Origin of the sequence: Microbacterium sp. MYb62 (genome assembly GCF_002979475.1) — a bacterium.
Lineage (GTDB): Bacteria > Actinomycetota > Actinomycetes > Actinomycetales > Microbacteriaceae > Microbacterium.
In genome coordinates this window covers 82,814-102,417 of sequence record NZ_PCOY01000011.1, presented here as the reverse complement: position 1 = coordinate 102,417, position 19,604 = coordinate 82,814, and the positions used below count along the sequence as shown (strand labels likewise).

20 protein-coding genes are annotated in these 19,604 nt (G+C 69.4%); 8 read left to right on the top strand and 12 right to left on the bottom strand.

What is annotated here, in order from left to right; genetic code table 11:
* Positions 1–995: non-homologous end-joining DNA ligase (gene ligD, locus CQ042_RS12605; protein ID WP_219844854.1), on the top strand; the 995-nt coding region annotated here is incomplete at its 5' end.
* Positions 996–1,007: 12 nt separating this feature from the next.
* On the opposite strand, the gene CQ042_RS12600 is transcribed toward ligD, so the two are convergent.
* The 4 genes from CQ042_RS12600 to murI all read right to left on the bottom strand — a co-directional run bounded on the left by CQ042_RS12600 (position 1,008) and on the right by murI (position 4,246).
* Complete coding sequence (locus CQ042_RS12600) at positions 1,008–1,928, bottom strand: cation diffusion facilitator family transporter (RefSeq protein ID WP_105670818.1); 921 nt, start codon at positions 1,926–1,928, stop codon at positions 1,008–1,010.
* Positions 1,929–2,031: 103 nt separating this feature from the next.
* The gene (gene rdgB / locus CQ042_RS12595; protein ID WP_105670817.1) at positions 2,032–2,625 is read right to left on the bottom strand and encodes an RdgB/HAM1 family non-canonical purine NTP pyrophosphatase; all 594 of its coding nucleotides are present in this window, start codon (positions 2,623–2,625) and stop codon (positions 2,032–2,034) included.
* A gap of 1 nt (position 2,626) precedes the next feature.
* Positions 2,627–3,364: a ribonuclease PH gene (gene rph, locus CQ042_RS12590; RefSeq protein ID WP_105670816.1), complete on the bottom strand. Its 738-nt coding sequence runs from the start codon at positions 3,362–3,364 to the stop codon at positions 2,627–2,629.
* Between the two features lie 51 nt (positions 3,365–3,415).
* Positions 3,416–4,246: a glutamate racemase gene (gene murI / locus CQ042_RS12585; protein ID WP_105670815.1), complete on the bottom strand. Its 831-nt coding sequence runs from the start codon at positions 4,244–4,246 to the stop codon at positions 3,416–3,418.
* Between the two features lie 63 nt (positions 4,247–4,309).
* On the opposite strand from murI, the gene CQ042_RS12580 reads away from it, so the two are divergent.
* Complete coding sequence (locus CQ042_RS12580) at positions 4,310–5,635, top strand: nicotinate phosphoribosyltransferase (RefSeq protein WP_105670814.1); 1,326 nt, start codon at positions 4,310–4,312, stop codon at positions 5,633–5,635.
* A gap of 2 nt (positions 5,636–5,637) precedes the next feature.
* Here CQ042_RS12580 and CQ042_RS12575 read toward each other — a convergent pair whose 3' ends face one another.
* Genes CQ042_RS12575 through CQ042_RS20795 form a run of 3 tightly spaced genes read right to left on the bottom strand, consistent with a single transcriptional unit; the run spans position 5,638 to position 8,841 of the window.
* Positions 5,638–5,904 (bottom strand): DUF3039 domain-containing protein, encoded by a 267-nt coding sequence (locus tag CQ042_RS12575; protein ID WP_028503536.1) that lies wholly within the window; start codon positions 5,902–5,904, stop codon positions 5,638–5,640.
* 40 nt (positions 5,905–5,944) lie between these two features.
* Positions 5,945–7,510, bottom strand: a complete 1,566-nt coding sequence (locus CQ042_RS12570; protein ID WP_105670813.1) for a hypothetical protein — start codon at positions 7,508–7,510, stop codon at positions 5,945–5,947.
* Entirely contained in the window at positions 7,486–8,841 is a 1,356-nt protein-coding gene (locus CQ042_RS20795; protein ID WP_308736982.1) for an ATP-binding cassette domain-containing protein, read from the bottom strand. Before CQ042_RS20795 ends, CQ042_RS12570 begins: the two co-directional genes overlap by 25 nt.
* On the opposite strand from CQ042_RS20795, the gene CQ042_RS20300 reads away from it, so the two are divergent.
* The 5 genes from CQ042_RS20300 (at position 8,831) to CQ042_RS12535 (ending at position 13,212) form a co-directional block, all read left to right on the top strand.
* Positions 8,831–9,253, top strand: coding sequence for a hypothetical protein (locus CQ042_RS20300; protein WP_146115395.1), 423 nt, complete (start codon positions 8,831–8,833; stop codon positions 9,251–9,253). The genes CQ042_RS20795 and CQ042_RS20300 overlap by 11 nt on opposite strands.
* A gap of 306 nt (positions 9,254–9,559) precedes the next feature.
* On the top strand, positions 9,560–10,252 hold the full coding sequence (locus tag CQ042_RS12550) for an NTP transferase domain-containing protein (RefSeq protein WP_105670811.1): 693 nt from the start codon (positions 9,560–9,562) through the stop codon (positions 10,250–10,252).
* A 78-nt stretch (positions 10,253–10,330) separates the two neighbouring features.
* A complete protein-coding gene (locus CQ042_RS12545; RefSeq protein ID WP_105670810.1) occupies positions 10,331–11,275 on the top strand; it encodes a hypothetical protein in 945 nt (314 codons plus the stop codon).
* 108 nt (positions 11,276–11,383) lie between these two features.
* Positions 11,384–12,973: an acyl-CoA carboxylase subunit beta gene (locus CQ042_RS12540; RefSeq protein WP_374954470.1), complete on the top strand. Its 1,590-nt coding sequence runs from the start codon at positions 11,384–11,386 to the stop codon at positions 12,971–12,973.
* On the top strand, positions 12,970–13,212 hold the full coding sequence (locus CQ042_RS12535; protein ID WP_374954469.1) for an acyl-CoA carboxylase subunit epsilon: 243 nt from the start codon (positions 12,970–12,972) through the stop codon (positions 13,210–13,212). The genes CQ042_RS12540 and CQ042_RS12535 overlap by 4 nt, the downstream gene beginning before the upstream one ends.
* Positions 13,213–13,243: 31 nt before the next feature.
* Here CQ042_RS12535 and CQ042_RS12530 read toward each other — a convergent pair whose 3' ends face one another.
* The 5 genes from CQ042_RS12530 to CQ042_RS12510 form a co-directional block, all read right to left on the bottom strand.
* Positions 13,244–14,443 carry an ROK family transcriptional regulator gene (locus tag CQ042_RS12530; RefSeq protein ID WP_105670808.1) on the bottom strand — a complete coding sequence of 400 codons (1,200 nt, stop codon included), beginning with the start codon at positions 14,441–14,443 and terminating at the stop codon, positions 13,244–13,246.
* A 316-nt stretch (positions 14,444–14,759) separates the two neighbouring features.
* On the bottom strand, positions 14,760–15,767 hold the full coding sequence (locus tag CQ042_RS12525) for a hypothetical protein (protein WP_258132244.1): 1,008 nt from the start codon (positions 15,765–15,767) through the stop codon (positions 14,760–14,762).
* Positions 15,764–16,999: an ATP-binding protein gene (locus tag CQ042_RS12520; RefSeq protein ID WP_105670806.1), complete on the bottom strand. Its 1,236-nt coding sequence runs from the start codon at positions 16,997–16,999 to the stop codon at positions 15,764–15,766. Before CQ042_RS12520 ends, CQ042_RS12525 begins: the two co-directional genes overlap by 4 nt.
* Positions 16,989–17,648, bottom strand: a complete 660-nt coding sequence (locus CQ042_RS12515) for a response regulator transcription factor (protein WP_105670827.1) — start codon at positions 17,646–17,648, stop codon at positions 16,989–16,991. The genes CQ042_RS12520 and CQ042_RS12515 overlap by 11 nt, the downstream gene beginning before the upstream one ends.
* 39 nt (positions 17,649–17,687) lie before the next feature.
* Positions 17,688–18,935: a class I SAM-dependent RNA methyltransferase gene (locus tag CQ042_RS12510; RefSeq protein ID WP_105670805.1), complete on the bottom strand. Its 1,248-nt coding sequence runs from the start codon at positions 18,933–18,935 to the stop codon at positions 17,688–17,690.
* A 23-nt stretch (positions 18,936–18,958) separates the two neighbouring features.
* On the opposite strand from CQ042_RS12510, the gene CQ042_RS12505 reads away from it, so the two are divergent.
* The gene (locus CQ042_RS12505) at positions 18,959–19,597 is read left to right on the top strand and encodes a nucleoside triphosphate pyrophosphatase (RefSeq protein ID WP_105670826.1); all 639 of its coding nucleotides are present in this window, start codon (positions 18,959–18,961) and stop codon (positions 19,595–19,597) included.
* The last annotated feature ends 7 nt before the right edge of the window (positions 19,598–19,604 follow it).

Genomic DNA, 19,604 nt, shown 5'->3' with positions numbered 1-19,604 from the left:
GCATGTACACCACCGGGGTGCGCACGACCTCGCTCGCACCGATGCTGGCCGAGAACGGCACCGCGGGCGTCGCGCGTGCCCTGAGCGAGCCCTCATGGGTCGAGGTGAAGTGGGACGGCATCCGGGCGATCGGGACCTGGGCGGAGGGTCGGATGCTGCTGCACGCACGCCGCGGCACCGACATCACGGCCCGCTACCCCGAACTCACCGCCGACGGTGCGCCCTTCCTCCCCGTCGCGGATGCCATCGTCGATGGGGAGATCGTCGCGTTCGACGTGCACGGCCGCCCCAGCTTCTCCCTGCTGCAGAACCGCATGCACCTCACGCGCCCGAGGGAGATCGAGCGCGAGGTCGTGCGCACCCCGGTGGTGTACATGCTGTTCGACCTGCTGCGCCTCGACGGCCACGACCTCACCGGCCTGCCGCTGAGGGAACGACGGACACTGCTCGAGGATGTGATCGCCGACCTCGATGCGCCGGTGCAGATCCCCCCGGTGTTCGACGACGTCGATGCGGCCCTCGCCGCCAGCCGGGAGTTCGGGTTGGAGGGCGTCGTCGTCAAGGACCCTCGGTCGCGGTACCGCCCGGGGCAGCGCTCCCCCTCATGGTTGAAGCTCAAGCACACGCGGATGCAGGAGGTCGTGGTGGTGGGGATCCGGCCGGGCAAGGGCGACCGTGAGAGCACCCTCGGCTCCCTGCTGCTGGCGGTGCCGGAGCCGGATCGGCGCCGACTCCGCTACGTCGGCCGCGTGGGCACCGGATTCACCGACCGCATCCTGCGGGACCTGCTCACACGGCTCGAGCCCCTGCGCATCGACGCCGCGCCGCTCGACGGGGTCCCCGTCCTCGATGCATCCGATGCGCTCTGGGTGCGTCCGGAGGTCGTCGGGGAGGTCGAATTCGCGAACTGGACGCCCGACGGTGTGCTCCGCCATGCCCGGTGGCGAGGACTGCGCCCGGACAAGCGCCCGGACGAGATCGTCGTCGAGTCCTGACCTTCCGCGCGATCAGGCGTGGTGCGGTTCGCAGTCCGACTGCTCCGCCGGCTCGATCTGGAACGTGGAGTGCTCCACGTCGAAGTGATCCGCGAGGCACGACTGCATCTCGGTGAGCAGTTGCGTCGATCGTCCGTCCGCGAACAGCGCCGGCTCGATGCTCACATGGGCCGTGAAGACGGGAGCTCCGCGGGTCAGCTGCCACACGTGCACGTCGTGCACCCCCACGACTCCCTCGTAGCCGAGCAGATGCGTGCGGATCTCGCTCACGGCCGTCCCCTTCGGCGCCGACTCGGCGAGCACGGAGAACACCTCGCGCAGGAGCGCGATCGCCCGCGGGATGATCATCGCCGCGATGAACAGCGACGCGATCGCATCCGCCGGCATCCATCCGGTCACGAGGATCACGATCGCGGCCACGATCACCGCTGCCGATCCGATCAGGTCGCCCATGACCTCGAGGTAGGCACCGCGCACGTTGATGCTGGTCCGCTGCGCGCGACTCAGCAGCCACATCGACACGGCGTTCGCGAGCAGCCCCACGACCGCGACGACGAGCATGAGTCCGCCGGCGACCTCGACCTCTCCCGGGTCGATGAGTCGCCCGATGCCCTCGATCGCGACCCAGGTCGCGAGGGCGATCAGGATGACGGCGTTGATCAGCGCGCCGAAGACCTCGGCCCGCTGGTACCCGAAGGTGCGCCGGTCATCGGCCGGGCGTGCGGCGACAGTCGCGGCGATCAGGGCGATCACGAGCGCCGAGGCGTCGGTGAACATGTGCGCGGCGTCGGCGAGCAGCGCGAGCGACCCGGTGAGAACGGCCCCCACGACCTGCACGACCATCACGGTCGCGGTCAGTGACAGCGAGATCGTCAGCAGGCGTCTGCTGCTGGCCGAACGGATGCCGCCGGGGTCGGGTGCGTGATCGTGCATGCCCCCAGGCTAGACCGGGATGCCGGGCCGGGAGGCGTGTTCCGGCTAGTCGGGAAGGGTAACGATTCTCAGCTTCAGCAGCGGTTTCTCTCCGCACCTCGGCTCAGAGTCCGGCGAGCAGCGGAACCAGCTCGGCGAAGGCACGGGCACGGTGCGACTGCGCCTGCTTCTCCTCGGCGCTGAACTCCCCGACCGACCGCTCCTCTCCTGCGGGCTGACCGTCCGGGAGGAAGATCGGGTCGTACCCGAAGCCCCCCGCACCGGAGGCGGCATGGGCCAAGCGCCCCGGCCAGAGCCCCTCCACGACCTGCTCCCGGCCGTCTGGCAGGACGAGGGCGATCGTCGAGGTGAAATGCGCGGCCCGATGCGGGTCGGCGATGTCGCGCAACTGATCCAGCAGCAGCTCGAGGTTGGCCGCGGCGTCCTTCTTCTGTCCGGCCCAGTAGGCCGAGAACACGCCGGGCGAGCCGCCGAGCACGTCGACGCAGATGCCCGAGTCGTCCGCGAGGGCGGCGAGTCCGGTGTGTGCGGCAGCGGCACGCGCCTTGAGGAGGGCGTTCTCGGCGAACGTCACGCCGTCTTCCACCGGCTCGGGCCCGTCGTACCCGATGATCTCGAGGTCGGGACGCGCCAGCGCGACGATCTGCTGGAACTCCGCGACCTTGTGCGGGTTGTGCGTCGCCAGGACGACCTGCATGTCACTCGCCTGCCAGGGAGGCGAGCTGCGCGCCCTTCAGATCCTCGCATCCGGCCAGGCCGAGCTCGAGCAGAGCATCCAGTTCCCGCTTGTCGAACGGGGCGCCCTCCGCCGTTCCCTGCACCTCGACGAAGAGACCACGTCCGGTGACGACGACGTTCATGTCGGTCTCGGCGCGCACGTCCTCGACGTATGCCAGGTCGAGCATGGGCTCACCGTCGATGATCCCGACCGACACCGCGGCGACGGAGTCGAGCAACGGCGTGGAGTTCCTGCCGATGAACTTCTTCTCCCGACCCCACTCGATGGCGTCGGCGAGAGCCACGTAGGCACCGGTGATGGCCGCCGTGCGCGTTCCCCCGTCGGCCTGCAGCACATCGCAGTCGATGACGATGGTGTTCTCACCGAGCGCCTTCGTGTCGACCACCGCACGCAGGGCGCGTCCGATGAGGCGGGAGATCTCGTGGGTGCGCCCGCCGATGCGTCCCTTCACGCTCTCGCGGTCGTTGCGGCTGTTGGTGGCGCGAGGGAGCATGGAGTACTCGGCCGTGACCCACCCCTTGCCCTTGCCGGTGAGCCAGCGCGGGACGCCGTTGGTGAAGGAGGCGGTGCACAGCACCTTCGTGCCGCCGAAGCTGATGAGGGCTGATCCCTCGGCATGCGCACTCCAGCCGCGCTCGATGGTGATCTCGCGCAACTGATCGGTGGAACGGCCGTCGGCGCGGACGATTTCGGTCATGAGCTTCTCTCGGGTCGGGATGGTGGATCGAGTCGTCTCGATCCGCGGGTCTTATTCGAAGGCGCTGTCGGGGAGGGTGATCACGCCGGTCTGGACGAGCTGCACGTCGCGGACCTCCCGACCCATCAGGCGGTTGGCGAGCGCCGTGAAGTCGTCGGTCGAGGCGCCGGTGGCCTCGTAGACGTAGGTCGCGGCGGCATCCGGCGACGCCAGCAGATCGCCCCGGACGAGTTGGCGGTAGACGTCGCCGGCGGTCTCGTCGTCGCTGGAGACGAGGGTGACGCCCTCCCCCATGACGTAGCTGATGGCACCTCGAAGGAACGGGTAGTGCGTGCAGCCGAGCACGAGGGTGTCGACGTCGGCTTCTCGCAGCGGGGCGAGGTATTCCTCGGCGACGGCGAGCACCTCGGGCGTACCCGTGATCCCGCCTTCGACGAACTCGACGAAACGCGGGCAGGCGGCGGTGAAGACCTGCAGCCGCTCGTTCACCTCGAGCATGTCCTGATACGCGCGGGAGCCGATCGTTCCGACGGTGCCGATCACGCCCACCCGCCCGTTGCGCGTCGTGGAGACGGCGCGCCGCACGGCCGGACCGATCACCTCGACAACGGGGATGTCGTAGCGCTCACGGGCGTCGCGGAGCATGGCGGCCGATGCCGTGTTGCACGCGATCACCAGCATCTTCACCCCCTGATCGACGAGCGTGTCGAGCACCTCGAGCGCGTATCGGCGGACGTCGGCGATGGGCTTGGGCCCATACGGGGAATGCGCGGTGTCGCCGATGTAGACGAACGACTCACGTGGCAGCTGGGCGCGGATGGCCCGCGCCACCGTGAGCCCGCCGACACCGGAGTCGAAGATCCCGATCGGCGCGTCGTTCATGACTCCCCAGCCTACCCGCGCGGGACCGGCCGCGCGCATCAGCACGCTCACTAAACTGAGCGCATGACCACGTCGACGGCGCTGCTCACCGACCGCTATGAGCTGACGATGCTCGCCGCATCCCTGCGGGACGGGACGGCCTTCCGTCCGAGCGTCTTCGAACTGTTCTCTCGACGGTTGTCCGGCGGTCGCCGTTTCGGTGTCGTGGCGGGGACCGGTCGCCTCCTCGGGCTGCTGCGGGACTTCCGCTTCGGCGACGACGAGCTCCGCTTCCTCCGGGATGCCCAGGTCGTCGATGCGACCTCGCTGAAGCACCTCGAGGACTACCGTTTCACCGGGTCGATCCGCGGCTACCGCGAGGGCGAGCTCTACTTCCCCGGCTCCCCCATCCTGACGGTCGAGGGCACGTTCGCCGACGCCGTCGTGCTGGAGACGCTCGCGCTCAGCGTGCTCAACCACGACTCCGCCGTCGCGACGGCCGCCTCGCGCATGAGCATCGCCGCGGGTGAGCGTCCGCTGGCCGAGATGGGCTCCCGCCGCGCCGCCGAGCGCTCTGCCGTCGCCGCGGCACGAGCCGCATACATCGCCGGCTTCGGCGCGACGAGCAACCTCGAAGCGGGGCGGAGCTGGGGCATCCCGACGATGGGGACGGCTGCGCACTCCTGGACGCTGCTGCACGACACCGAGGAGCAAGCCTTCCGCGCACAGGTCGACAGCATGGGCATCGGCACGACGCTCCTCGTCGACACCTACGACATCCGCACCGGCGTCGAGACCGCGATCCGCGTCGCCGGCACCGACCTCGGCGGCGTGCGCATCGACTCCGGCGACCTCCCGATCGTGGCGGGCGATGTGCGTGCGCAACTCGACGAGCTCGGGGCGACCGGGACGCGCATCACCGTGACCAGCGACCTCGACGAATACGCCATCGCCGCCCTCGCGGCGTCACCCGTCGATGCCTACGGGGTCGGGACCTCTGTGGTGACGGGCTCCGGCTACCCGACCGCGAGCATGGTGTACAAGCTCGTGGCTCGACAGGATTCCGCCGGAGCCTGGATCGGCGTCGCCAAGGCCTCCGCCGACAAGGGCTCGTACGGCGGGCGCAAGGCCGCGTTCCGGACTCTGGTCGATGGCGTCGCGACAGCCGAGACCGTCGTCGTCTCCGACGGCTTCGAAGAACTCGACACCCCGGACGAGCATCTCGACGGCCGGCCGCTGCAGGTGACGTTCGTCGAGGCGGGCGATATCGACACGGCCCACGAGGGCGTCGAGGGGACGGTCTCCGCGCGGGCGCATCACCTGCGCGTGCGGGAGGAGCTTCCGGTGCGCGCTCTCGCGCTCAGCAAGTCCGACCCGGCGATTCCCACCGTGTACGTCGAAGCCGACTGAGGTCAGCCGACCATCGACTCGTAGATCTCCTTGCACGTGGGGCAGATCGGGAACTTCTCCGGGTCACGGCCCGGCGTCCACTTCTTGCCGCACAGCGCGCGCACCGGTTTCCCGGTGATCGCGGACTCGAGGATCTTGTCCTTCTTCACGTAATGCGAGAAGCGCTCATGGTCGCCCGGTTCGAGATTCTCCTCGCGGAGGAGCTCTTCCAGTTCGCGATCAAGCGTTGCCACGCCGCCCTGATCGGGGCTGTCCAGCGGAGTACTCATCCCGTGAGTCTAGCGGCGTCGAGCTCGCCGCGGGCGGTCGTCACGCGGTCTCGACGAACTCCATCAGACGCTCGCCGCTGCGCTCGAAGATGCGCCCGCCGACGATCGCCCCCACCACGAGGACGACGATGCCGACGATGAGCCCGACCCAGAACGCCGCCGGGGCATACGCCGACCCTCCGACGAAAGCGGCGGCGAACAACCAGATGGCCGGAGCGCTGCACACGATCGCCCCGAGGAACGCGGCGGCCGGACCGTAGGCGCCTCGCGACGTGGGACGCTGCGGCTGCTGGAACGGGCTGTCGCCCGGACGGGACACCGCGTACGGCGCCACCACCGAGACGATGCTCGAGATACCCAGCGCAGAGAAGAGCAGGCTCGCGGCGAGACCGCTGAGCGGCAGCAGCAGGGCCCAGTCCCCGATGACGAGGAGCGAGAGGGGCACCGCGATCGCGAGGACGGGGATCGCCACGAGAAGCACGGGCACGAGACGCCCGAGACGGTCGGGCAGGCCGCGCACCCCGCTCGCCACGTGCGTCCACAGGGCCGTCGAGTCGTAGGCGACGTCGTTGTGGGGCAGCCAGCCGAAGAAGAGCGCCATCACGGGCACCGGGACGAGGACGGCGACTTCGAGCGGGACCCCCGCGACGATGAGCGGCAGCACGGTGAGCACACCCGCCACCGGCACCACGATGATGTTCATGATGTAGCGGCGATCCCTCAGCCAATAGACGAGGCTTCGAGCCGCGATCGCACCGAACGCGTTGGAAGGGAGCAGTCCGAACCAGCCGAGCCCCGTACGCTCGCGCGATGTGACGGGGCGCTCCGTCGTCGTGAGCAGGCGCCGGACGAGCCACGTCCAGGCCACCCAGAGCAGTGCGACGCTGACGACCGCGATGACCGCGCTCGTCCACGCCGAAGCGGTCTCGTCCGCCGCGGCGGCGAACAGGAAGGCCGGCGATGCGGCGAGAGGGCTGAATCCGATCGCCGTGGTCAGAGCGGCCAGCGAGGCGGGGACGTGTCCGTCCCAGCGCAAGGAACCGAGGAAGACCGCGACCGGGAAGGCGATCACGATCAGCGCGAGCGCGAACAGCGCGGTGAGCTCCCGGGAGCGCCGCTCGGGAAGGAGCAGGGCGTTTATCGCCATCCCGATCCGAGACGTCAGCACCGTCGTGATCACGCTCACGAGCGTCATCGACACCGCGAGCGGCCAGGGCGCGCCCGCGCCGATCGCGACGATGCACACACTGATGTAGACGGCGAGGAGCGCGAGACTCGGCACGCTGACGAAGGAGGCCAGAGCGAGCACCCACGGCATCCGACGTTCATCCACGCCGAACACCGCGAACCGTCGCGGGTCGAGCTGGTCGACGGCTCCGACGAGGATCGGCCCCACGAGGAAGCCGAGAAGAAGAGCGGCGCCGCCGAGGACCGTGACGGCGCGGGCGACCGGGACAGGGGCGCCGGCCAGGCTGAAGACCGCGAGGCACACCACCACGGTGACCGCGACGACCGCGCCGAAGGTGACGAGCACCCGAACCCGACGATCGCCGCGCAACGAGCCGAGGAGAAGCGCGAACCTCAGTCGGAGAACGTGTGCAACCACTCGAGCCCCTCCACCTCTCCGCTGGAACCGGCGAGTTCGACGAAGCGCGCCTCGAGCGTCTGGCCCGCGCGCACCTCGTCGATGGTGCCCTCCGCGAGCACTTCTCCGTTCACGATGATCGCGACACGCGAACAGACCCGTTCGACAAGGTCCATGCCGTGGCTGGAGAGGATCACGGTGCCGCCGTGCGACACGTAGGCCCGGAGGATGTCGAGGATGACCGCGGAGGAGACCGGATCCACGGACTCGAAGGGCTCGTCGAGCACCAGCACTCTCGGTGAGTGGATCATCGCTCCGGCGAGCATGATCTTCTTCGTCATGCCGGCCGAGTAGTCCGATACCACCCGGCTGAGCGCGTCGCCGAGATCGAAGGCACGAGCGAGGTCGGCCGCCCGCTTCTCGATGACGTCCGCGGCCAGCCCGCGGAGCAGCCCGTAGTAGTACAGGAGCTGACGCCCGGTGAGGCGGTCGAACGTGCGCAGCCGATCGGGCAGCACGCCCATCAGTCGCTTCGCCGCCTGCGGCTGTGCCGCCTGATCGATGCCGCAGATGACGACACGGCCCTCGTCGGCGCGGAGAAGACCCGCGACGATGGACAGGGTCGTCGTCTTTCCCGCCCCGTTGGGACCGACGACCCCGTAGAACGAGCCGGCCGGGACCGTGAGGTCGATGCCGTCGACGGCCCGGTTGTCGCCGAAGTGCTTCACGAGACCGCGAATGCTGATCGCTTCGCCGATGGAGGGCCCGTCGACAGGGCCGACAGCATCTGCCGACTCGTCGTCCGGCTCCTCGACGGCCTCGAAGATCTCGACCGGATCGACCCGGTCCTCGACGACGGATTCGGGATCTTCGAGCAGAACCGACTCGGCGCTCTCGATCCCCGGGGTCGGAGTCTCGCCCGCCGTGGCGACCGGAGCAGGCTCGAGCGAAGTCGCCGTCTCGGCGTGAACCGTCTCGACCGGGGCCGAATCGATGGGGGCCGACTCGACCGGAGTCGACTCAGTGGGGGCGGACGCGACCGCAGTCGACTCGGTGACCGACGTCGAGTCCGCGATCGCCGCCGCTTCCGCCTCCGCCGTGGCCGCCTTCTTCGCTTCCGCTTCCTTCGCTGCGACGGCTTTCGCCGCCGCCGACTTCGCCGCCGCGGTCTTCGCCGCGACCGTCTTCGCCGATGCTGCCTTCGCACTCGCCGAGCGGGCCGTCGACTTCGCGGCAGCAGACTTCGCCGCCGCCGTCTTCGCGGCCGTGGTCTTCGCCGCCGCCGTCTTCGCGGCCGTGGTCTTAGAGGCCGCCGTCTTAGAGGCCGCCGTCTTGGAGGCCGTGGCCTTCACCGCCGCCGACTTCGCCGCGGTGGTCTTCGCCCCTGCCCGAGCCGTGCCGGACGCGGCAGCGGTGGTCGATGAGGCCGTCTTCGCCGATGCCGCTCGCGCCGCCGTGTTCTTCGCCGCGGCGCTGCGAGCAGCTGCCGCCGTGCGATTCTCCGTGGATCGGCCCGACAGGGCCTTCTTCAGCGGCTCCACCACGACCTCCGCGGTCGGCGCGGCCTTCTCCGCGGCCGCCTTCGCAGCGGTCGTCTTCGCCGCTGTCGCGTTCGCCGGGGTGCGGGCAGCCCCGGGCTTCTTCGCGGCCGTCGATTTCGCGGCGGTCTTCTTCGCGGCCGGCGTGCGCGTGGTCTTCGGGGAGGCGGTCGAGGCTGCGGGAGCCTGCTTCTCGGTCGGCGCGCGCTTCGCCGACGCCTTCTGAGGCGCGATCTCGGTTTCGTCCACCTGGGCGGTGCGGTCGTCAGGGGAGGCAGTCACCGTCCTACGGTATCAACGGGTCGACGCAACAAGAGGCCGCCGCGCAACAATCCGCCGCGGAATCTCGCTTATCCGCCGCCGTGCCGTGCCGTGGCGGAACCCTGTGCATCCGGTGTGTACTCGATCACGAAATGACAACAGGGCGCCCCTGACCCCGAGCTTCCCAGCCTGAATCGATACCATGATCCCGGCACGACGAAGTGTCTGGTCGGTTAATCGACCGTGAACACAACTTCCTTTAGGAGCACTCGTGACTCTTCAGACCGTCATCCTCGCCGCCGGCATGGGCTCGCGCCTCGGCCGCGCGCTGCCGAAGCCGCTCACCGAACTGAGCGACGGCCGCACGATCATGGGCCAGCAGCACGACAACATCCGGGCCGCATTCGGATCCGGCGCCCGCATCACCACCGTCGTCGGCTACCGCGCCGAGACCATCATCGACGCCTTCCCGCAGGTGAACTACGTCCACAACGAGCGCTACGACGAGACCAACACGTCGAAGAGCCTGCTGCGCGCTCTCGGCGCGACCGGCAAGGGCGGCGTGCTGTGGATGAACGGCGACGTCGTCTTCGACCCGATGATCCTCGGCCGGGCGCTCGAGTACATCGAGCGCGATCAGTCCTTCGTCACCGTCAACACCTCCAAGGTGAGCGACGAGGAAGTGAAGTACACCGTGACCGCCGAAGGCTTCATCGACGAGCTGTCGAAGACCGTCAAGGGCGGTCTCGGAGAGGCCGTGGGCATCAACTACATCTCCTCCACGCACAAGAAGGCGTTCATGCGCCAGCTGCAGCGCGTCGAGGACCAGGACTACTTCGAGCGCGGTCTCGAGCTCGCGATCGCCGAAGACGGACTCCTGCTCGAGCCGATGGACGTCTCCGACCTGTACGCGGTCGAGGTCGACTTCGCCGAAGATCTGGAGCGGGCGAACCTCTTCGTCTGATCATTCGTTCCGAAAGCCCGGCTCCCCGAGGAGCCGGGCTTTCGGCGTTCTCGCGGACTGGCTGCCTAGGATCGCATCATGGCCCCCAAGGTGCACAAGATCCATTCCCTCCCGGACGATGCTCCGTGGGACAAGGGCGTGCCGCCGACCGGCTCGCCGGAGCATCCGATGATGGTGCGCGGTCTCGACCGCGTGCTGTCGATCCAACGCCCGCTCGTCCTGGCGCACATCCGCAGCATCCGCCTGCGCAACCCGCAGGCGTCGCCCTCCGAGATCATCCGCATCCTCGAACGCCGCTATCTCGCAGCCGTCACCACCGGTGGTGCCGCGGTGGGAGCGACCGCCGTCGTCCCCGGCATCGGCACCGGGGTCACGCTCGCGCTCTCCGGCGTCGAGACCGTGGGTTTCGTGGAGTCGACGGCGCTGTTCGCCCAGTCCGTCGCCGAGGTGCACGGCATCGCGGTGGCGAACCCCGATCGTGCCAGGGCGCTCGTGATGACGCTCATGCTCGGCAAGGAGGGCGTCGACCTGGTCGGGCAGCTCGCCGGACAGATGGCCGGACGTGGCGGCAGCAGGTCGTCGTACTGGGGCGAGCTCGTGACGAAGTCACTCCCTCGCGCCGCGGTGGGACCGCTCGTCGACCAGCTCAAGAGCATGTTCGTGAAGCAGTTCGCCGCCAAGGGCGGGGCTTCCGTCATCGGCAAGGCCCTCCCGTTCGGCATCGGCGCCGCGATCGGAGGTGCGGGCAACCACATCCTGGGTCGACGGGTGCTCACCACTTCCCACCGGGCCTTCGGCGCCGCCCCCATCGACCTGCCTCGGGAATTGGAGCCGGTTCCCGGCGCCGAGAAGCTGGAGTTCCGGATGCTGCGCGGAGCGCGCTATGCCGGCAACGCGGTGGCAGGTGCCGCGGGCACCACGGTTCGCGGCGTCGAGTGGGCAGGACGCAAGGCACTCTCGCTCGGTCGTCGCCCGAAGAGCGACGACCCGGCGCTGGAACCGGGCGCCGTCGACGACGAGTGAGCAGACAGCGCTGATCGGCGATACTGCGCGCACGTCGCCAAAGGATCGGCCGCCTCGTTGTGGCGAGCATCCAACAGACGGGGCCGACCCGACGATAGGGTGGAATCCGTGACGGACAAGCCCGACCTCTTTACCACCGCCGGCAAGATCGCGGATCTGCGCGCTCGCTACACCGAAGCCGTCGTCGACGCAGAAGCGAAGGCGAAGGAGAAGCAGCACGCGAAGGGCAAGATGACCGCCCGCGAGCGCATCGAGCTGCTCGTGGACCCGGGGAGCTTCGTCGAGTTCGACGAGTACGTGCGCCACCGCACCACCGCATTCGGGATGGATCGTTCGCGACCCTACGGCGACTCCGTCGTCACGGGCGTCGGCACGATCAACGGCCGCACGGTCGCGGTGTACTCGCAGGACTTCTCGACCTTCGGCGGCTCGCTCGGCGAAGTCGCCGGCGAGAAGATCATCAAGATCATGGAGTTCGCCCTCACCGGGGGCATGCCCTGCATCGGAATCCTCGACTCGGGCGGCGCGCGCATCCAGGAAGGCGTCGTCGCGCTCGGCAAGTACGGTGAGATCTTCCGCCTGAACACCCGAGCCTCCGGCGTCATCCCGCAGATCTCCATCATCATGGGCCCGGCGGCGGGTGGCGCGGTGTACTCCCCCGCCCTCACCGACTTCGTGATCATGGTCGACAAGACCAGCCAGATGTTCGTCACCGGCCCCGACGTGATCAAGACGGTCACCGGGGAGGACGTGGGCATGGAAGAGCTCGGCGGCGCCTACACGCACAACACCCGCTCGGGTGTCGCCCACTACCTCGCCGAGGACGAGGACGACGCGATCGACTACGCGCGCACGCTCCTCAGCTTCCTGCCCGACAACAACATGGCGGAGCTGCCCACCTACGAGAGCACCTTCGAGTTCGAGACGACCGACGCCGATCGCCTGCTGAACACGATCGTCCCCGACTCGACGAACCAGCCCTACGACATCCACACGGTCATCGAGCACGTCGTCGACGAGGGCGACTTCCTCGAGGTCCAGCCGTTGTTCGCCCCCAACATCGTGATCGGCTTCGGTCGCATCGAGGGTCGTTCGGTCGGCATCATCGCCAATCAGCCGTCGCAGATGGCCGGCACCCTGAACATCGAGGCCGGCGAGAAGGCGAGCCGCTTCGTGCGCTTCTGCGACGCCTTCTCGATCCCGATCGTGACGCTCGTCGACGTCCCCGGATACTTGCCGGGTACCGATCAGGAGTGGACGGGCGTGATCCGCCGCGGAGCGAAGCTGCTCTACGCCTACGCCGAGGCGACCGTGCCGCTGGTCACCGTCATCCTGCGCAAGGCCTACGGCGGCGCGTACATCGTGATGGGCTCGAAGCAGCTCGGCGCCGACGTGAACCTCGCTTGGCCGACGGCCGAGATCGCGGTGATGGGCGGACAGGGTGCCGTCAACATCCTGTATCGCGGTGAGATCAAGAAGGCCGAAGAGGCCGGCGAGGACGTCGCCGCCGTCCGCACCCGTCTCGCGAACGAATACACCTACAACGTGGCCTCCCCGTTCCTGGCGGCCGAGCGCGGCGAGCTCGACGGCATCATCGAGCCGGCGAACACGCGCGTGTCCATCGCGAAGGCACTGCGTGCGCTGCGTGGCAAGCGCGCCGACCTGCCCCCGAAGAAGCACGGGAACATCCCGCTGTGACCGCGCAGAATCCCCACGTCGAAGCACCGGGCCAGGAGGCGCCGATGCTCGAGATCACGCGCGGAGCAGCGACGGAGGAAGAGCTCGCGGCCCTCATCGCCGTGATCAGCGAGGCCTATGCGACAGAGGCGGCGGATGCGGTCGCCGACGAGCCGTCCGTGTCGGCCTGGACGCGCACCCAGCGTCCGCTCCGTCGCCCTCTGCGCCGCGACATCCCGTGGGGACGATTCTCCGGCTGACGGTCTCCCCGCCGACGACGTCGGTGCCGCCTCAGTGGACGAGCAGCAGATCGGACGCACGAGGGCTGAGAACCGAATCGAGCACGACACAGGCCGCGCCCACCGCGCCCACGTCGTCGCCGACCACCGTGCCGTCGACGGGCAGCGACCGCACCGCACGGGTCGCACTCGCCCGATCGAGCCTGTCGGGGATCTCACGGAGATACACCTCGGCGAGCCGGGACCAGAACGGCCCTCCGAAGACGACCCGATCCACATCGAGCATGTTGGTCAGCGCGGCGGTCAGCACCGCGGTGTTCGCCGCAGCCTGCCGCAGCACGCCCATCGCCGGGGTATCGCCGCCTGCGGCGCGTTCGCACAGCTGACTGAATCGCGCATCGACCGCGGCGACATCGCTCACCTCGCGGTCGTCGAGGAACACGCCCGCACGCTCCGCCTGCTCGATGATCGCCTGCGGCGTGCACACGACCTCGACGCACCCTCGGGATCCGCACGTGCAGGACGGTCCATCCGGATCGACGATGATGTGCCCGACCTCGCCGATGTTCCGCGTGCTCCCGCGAACGGCTTCGCCGTCTCTCGCGAGAGCCGCACCGATGCCGGTCCCGAGATAGACGAACACGAAGGAGTCGTCCGCCGACTCCCTTCGCGTCCACAGCTCACCGACCGCGGCGGAGGTCGTGTCCTTCTCCAGCACCACGGGGAACCCGGTCGCCTCCGCGAGCACCGCGCGCAAGGGGACCCGATGCCAGCCGAGCAGCTTCGGCGGATCGATCACGGTGCCCTTCTCCGCATCGAGCGGACCAGGGGCAGCGACCCCCACACCCGCGATCAGCGTCCGATCCACCCCCGACCCCTCGATCAGGGCATCGATCGTGCCGGCCATCGCCTCGACGATGCGCCGCGGATCCTTCGCCGGAGTACGCACGCTCATACGCCGTACGACCGCACCGGAGAGGTCGAGCAGCACGAAGGTCATCACCGCGGGGTCGAGGTGCACGCCGACCGCGAAACGGCTGTCCGCGATGAGCCGGAGAGTCACCCGGGGCTTGCCCGGCCCGTTGATCGTGCGCCCGGCTTCCCGGATGAAGCCGTCGTCGAGGAGCCGGCGGGTGATGTTCGTGACGGTCTGCGCAGACAGCCCTGTCGCCGCCACGAGCTCGATCCGGCTCAGCCCTTCACCCGACTGGCGGATGGCCTCGAGGATCACGGACTGGTTGAAGTCGCCCATGCGCGGAAGGTTGGTGCCTCGACGCGTTCCCATCATCCAATGATCCCTCATCGGCAGAGGAATCGTGTCCCCCAAAATACCTACAGACAACTTCTTTGCGAGCCACCAGACTGAGGGAGACGCTTCGCGTTCGGCTGGTCTCTCTGTCCCAGGGTAGACAGACGCTGATCGGCCACCAGCGGATGGTTTTCGGGTAACTGTCCGCACGGCGAGGGGCTGGCGATAACGCCGCCCCTCGCCCACTCTCAGCATCCTCGACTCCGGTCGCCTCCCCCGGCTGGAGCCGAGGACGTTCGCGCGACGGGTGCGACCGACGTCAGACGCCCGACACCTCGCGCGGGATCTCGTGCCAGAGGTCGACCGAGTCGTCATCACCGGACGAACGCGAACCGGCACGACCGACGACGGTCACGGCGACACGAGGGTCCCGTGCCGAGCGGATGATGAGGCGAGCGGTCTGTGCGCGAGTGATCACGGCGGCGAGCTCATCCCTGATATCTCTGCGGCGGGCCTCGTCGATCCCGTCGAAACCGCCCTCGTCGAACACGGTCACCGCGGCGCCACGTCGGCGCGCCGCCTCGATCGCATTGCGCACCGCGTCGTTGAGCAGATCGGCACCGCGCAGCTCGTCGCGCAGCCGGCCCTCCGCGAGACGCGCGTCCAGCCGCTCATGATCATCCAGAGCGCCGCGCGAAGCCACCACCCGGCTCAGCACCGGGCCGGCGACGGCCAGCGCGAACTGCGTGCGCAGCCGCCGCTCACGCTGTCGCACCCGCTGCGTGGCATGCCACGCGGACACCGCCTGCTGGATCTCGGCGAGGCGCTCGGTGTCACGCACCGCCCTGTCCCAGAACATCACGAGCAGCCTGGCGACGGCCACCCACATGATCGACCCGACGAGTCCGAGGTTGAGCGCGACTCCGAAACCCAGATCGGCGGACGCCGCCACCACGAGCACGGCCAGCACCAGCCAACCGAACAGCGCCCGGCGACGCACGACGCAGACGACGCCGAGCAGCCCCAGCGCGCCGATGTACCACGTGGCGAACGGCGCGGTGCGGTCCCCCGGGGCGAGGGAGAACGTCACGAGGGCCGGGACCACGGCGCTGGCGAGCACGGCGAGGATCGCAGACCACAGAGGCATGCGCACCGAGGCACCATCGCCCAGGATCGCGATGTTGACGACGACGAGGTACAGGCCGATGGCGAGGACCATCAGCAACGGGGCGGTCGGCTGCTCGATCCACCAGATGCCTCGCGCGACGAAGTACAGGGCGAATCCCACGGCGAGCGATGTGGCGACGCTGCGTACGGTGCGGTTCACGTGCGCTCCCATCCCAGCGTGACCGTCGTACCGTGCTCATCCGAGCGGATGTCGGCGGTGCCGGCGACTCCGGCCATGCGAGCGAAGATCGACGCCCGGATCCCGAGACGATCCGCTCCGATCGACTCCACGTCGAAGCCCGGGCCCGTGTCCGACACGGTCACGCCGATCCCTTCGTCGCCGTGGCCTTCGGCGATGATGTGCAGCCCGCGCCCGTTCGCGTGGGAGACGGAGTTCCCGATCGCCTGTCGAGCGGCGAGCACCAGCGCTCTGGCGGCCCGACCGGGGATCAGACCGATGCCGCCGCGCTCCTCGACGATCGCGTCGGCGCCGAGCTCGGACAGCGCACGGCGCAGCTCGACGACGATCTGGGACGTCCCCACCGGCTCATCGCTGCCCTCCTGTGCGACGGCGGCCTCGGTGTTCGCGAGGCGGGTGAGCGCTTCCCTCGCCATGGCGACGGCGAGCTCCTTCGCACGCGCGCTCTCGGCACGCTCCGCGGCGATCAGGGCGGCGAGCACGCTGTCATGCATCAATGCCGACATCGCCGCGCGCTCCTCCTCCGCCGCAGCGGCGGCCGCAGCCGTCGAGTAGGACGCCACGGCCTGGCCCCTGGCCTCGTCGACTCCGGCGGCGACGGAGCGGAACATCCAGCCGAGCGAGATGATCACGACGCCGAGGATGAGGGTGAACGACACGTCGAAGGCGGTGGTCACCCAGAACTCGCGCGAGAACTCCCCCTGCACGAGCCTCACATAGCCGTAGACGAACGGCATCAACGCCGCCCAGGCGAACTGGATCCGGACGGGGAAGGCGAGCATCGCCGCCACGACGCCGACGTTGACGAGGAAGAAGATCCAGGGCTGCTCGCCCGCACCCTTGGCGGAAGGATCGACGACGGTCGGCCATGCGGCGAGCGCGAGCACGTAGACCACGGCGAAGATCCCCGAGAGCACGCGCACGCCACGGCCGATCAGACAGCCCACCAGCATGGCGGCGAGGGGGACGAAGACCACGACGAGCATCACGACGTGCGCCACATCGCCGTGGGACAGGGTGTTCACCGCCGCGATCAGCGCCTGGGCGCCGAGCACGGAGGAGCCGATCGCGGCCACGATCGCGAGGATCCGCTCCATGCGCTTGCCGGTGAACCGCTCGAACGCGGTCTCTGTGCTGCCGGGAGAGGGGATCTTGCTCCAGGCGTCGCGGATGCTGAGCGGCTCAGACGCCACTGGGCGCCCCGTCGGCCGCGACGATCCCGTCCTCCATGGCGCGACGCAGGAGGTCGACCTTCGTGGGCGCCGGGCGTCCGACCTCGACGTACTTCACGCGGATCCGGGTGATGTTCTCCTTGGCCGTGGAATAGGCCACGCCGAGACGCTCGGCCACGGCCTTCAGCGGCAGCCCCGTCGCGTACAGGCGGAGCACCTCGCGCTCGCGAGTGGAGAGCTGCGCATTCGCGAAGGCGCGATCGCCGTCGACGGCACTGGCCCATTCGACGTTGTTGAGCGCCTCCCCCTGGGCGACCGTGCGGATCGCGTCGAGCACGTCGTCGAGGGCGGACGACTTGCTGACGACGCCGGCAGCGCCGGCGGAGAGGGCCTCGCGCACGGCGGCGGGGCGGTCGGCGACACTGTGGATCACGACGCTCGCGCCGTCGTTCACGAGCGATGTCACGTTCTCGGTCACGGTGGTGCCGTCGCCGAGCGTGAGGTCGAGGACGACCACGTCGGCCGGCGCGGCGGTGGTCGCCTTGCGCCATTCGAGGTACGAGACCACAGTGCTCCCGGAGAAGACCACGGTCTGCGAGTCACGCGCGCACGCGGCCTCGAGACCGAGGCGAACGGACTCGTGATCGTCGATGAGTGCGACCGTGCTCATCCACACAGCCTACTGAGTCCGCCGAACGGCGACGATCACTCACCTCGTGAGCAGCGCGACCACCTCGAAGTGGTGCGAATGCGGGAAAAGGTCGAAGCCTCGGAGACGGTCGACGTTCCACCCGAGCGTTCGGAACGTGCCGAGGTCGCGCGCGAGCGCGACCGGATCGCAGGCGACGTACGCGATCGCCTCCGGCGCGAGCGCGTGCACGGCCTCGACGACCTGGCGTCCGGCTCCGGCGCGTGGCGGATCGAGCACGACGGCACCGGTGCGCCCCTTGCGCGCCTGCGTCGAGAGGAACCTGTCGACGCGGGCCGTCACCGCCGACACCGGGAGCGGCGCGAGGTTCGCGGCCGCATGCTGGGTCGCACGGGCGCTCGATTCGACGGTCACGATGTCGGTCCCGCCGAGATCGGCGAGCGTCGCGGCGAAGAGCCCGACTCCTCCGTACAGGTCGTAGTGCGTCTTCTCGTCATCGACGTGCCCGTCGAGGATGCCGTAGACCGCGGCGTCGAGCACGGATGCCGCACGCGGATGGACCTGCCAGAAACCCGTGGAGTCGACCTCGAAACGACGATCGTTGACGACCTCGTGGATGACCTCGGGCGCCGGACGCTTGCGGAAACCCCTCTGCACGCGAGGGGCGCGCTCGGTCTCCTCGCGACGGATGATGCGCACTTCGCCGTCTGCGGGCTCGACCAGCTCGATGCGGCCGGGAGCTTCCCCCCGCAACGCGAGCGCGGCCTCGGCGATGGCGGGGCGGGCGAGCGGGTGCGAGGTCACCGGGATGACACGGTGGCTGCGCGCGGCGAACGGACCGGCAACACCCGCCTCGTCGACGTGCAGGGTGACGCGGGTGCGCCATCCGAGACCGTCTCCCGATTCGACCGACTCGATCACGGGAGCCTCGAGGCCCCCACCGGCGAAACGATCCAGCGCCTCGGTCAGCACGCGTCGCTTGAGCTCCCGCTGGTGATCGAGGTCGATGTGGCCGAGGTCGGCACCACCGGGGCGCTCGGCAGGGTCACGCGACACGTCCGCCTCCGCCCAGATGTGCGGGCGGCGGTGCGCAGAGGCGTCCAGGACCTCGACGGTCTCCGCCCGCCAGAAGCTGCGGGTCGCGGCATCCGCGCCCTCTGCCGGCGCGATCAGGCGAGCACGGACGCGCTCACCGGGGATCGCGTCCGAGACGAAGACCACGCGTCCCTCGTGGCGGGCCACGAAGGTGCCCCCGTGTGCGATGCCGGTGATGTCGAGTTCGAGCACGTCGGCTGGGGAGGAAGTCATCCTTCGAGGATACGGTGGTGGACATGCGTGTCTGCCTCGCCTCCACCTCACCCGCCCGGCTCATGCTGCTCCGACAGGCGGGCATCGAACCGCTCACGGTGTCTCCGGACGTCGACGAGGACGCCGTCGCCGCCGCTGCGGAGGCGGAGCGGGGCCGCTCTCTGGCACCCGAGGAGCTGGTGCTGCTGCTCGCCCGCGCGAAGGCGGCCGCCGTCGCGCGGGGTCTCGCCGCGGAGGGGACCTTCGACGGGCTGGTGATCGGCGGGGATTCGATGTTCGCGATCGGCGGCCGGGTCTACGGCAAGCCCCACACACCGGAGGAGGCGACCAGGCGCTGGCAGGAGATGCGCGGCGCCACCGGCATCCTCCATTCCGGGCACTCCGTCTTCCGGGTCGCTCCCGGTGTCGCACCAGCGGAGGCCACCGCTGTCGCCGAAGCCGCGGTGACGTTCGCCGACGATGTGAGCGACGCCGAGATCGCCGCGTACGTCGCCTCCGGAGAGCCGCTGCACGTGGCGGGAGCGTTCACCGTCGACAGCCTGGGCGGCGCCTTCATCACACGGGTCGACGGCGACCCCTCCACCGTCGTCGGCATGTCGCTGTCGACCGTCCGCCAGCTGGCCGCGGAGCTCGGCGTTCGATGGACCGACCTCTGGTCGTAGACTCTCC

Coding starts and splice junctions, on each gene's coding strand:
- CQ042_RS12580 (WP_105670814.1), top strand. CDS start 4,310: ATGACCACGTCGACGGCGCTGCTCACCGACCGCTATGAGCTGACGATG.
- CQ042_RS12600 (WP_105670818.1), bottom strand. CDS start 1,928: ATGCACGATCACGCACCCGACCCCGGCGGCATCCGTTCGGCCAGCAGC.
- murI (WP_105670815.1), bottom strand. CDS start 4,246: ATGAACGACGCGCCGATCGGGATCTTCGACTCCGGTGTCGGCGGGCTC.
- CQ042_RS12575 (WP_028503536.1), bottom strand. CDS start 5,904: ATGAGTACTCCGCTGGACAGCCCCGATCAGGGCGGCGTGGCAACGCTT.
- CQ042_RS12505 (WP_105670826.1), top strand. CDS start 18,959: ATGCGTGTCTGCCTCGCCTCCACCTCACCCGCCCGGCTCATGCTGCTC.
- rph (WP_105670816.1), bottom strand. CDS start 3,364: ATGACCGAAATCGTCCGCGCCGACGGCCGTTCCACCGATCAGTTGCGC.
- CQ042_RS12530 (WP_105670808.1), bottom strand. CDS start 14,443: ATGGGCGACTTCAACCAGTCCGTGATCCTCGAGGCCATCCGCCAGTCG.
- CQ042_RS12545 (WP_105670810.1), top strand. CDS start 10,331: ATGGCCCCCAAGGTGCACAAGATCCATTCCCTCCCGGACGATGCTCCG.
- CQ042_RS12515 (WP_105670827.1), bottom strand. CDS start 17,648: ATGAGCACGGTCGCACTCATCGACGATCACGAGTCCGTTCGCCTCGGT.
- CQ042_RS12510 (WP_105670805.1), bottom strand. CDS start 18,935: ATGACTTCCTCCCCAGCCGACGTGCTCGAACTCGACATCACCGGCATC.
- rdgB (WP_105670817.1), bottom strand. CDS start 2,625: ATGCAGGTCGTCCTGGCGACGCACAACCCGCACAAGGTCGCGGAGTTC.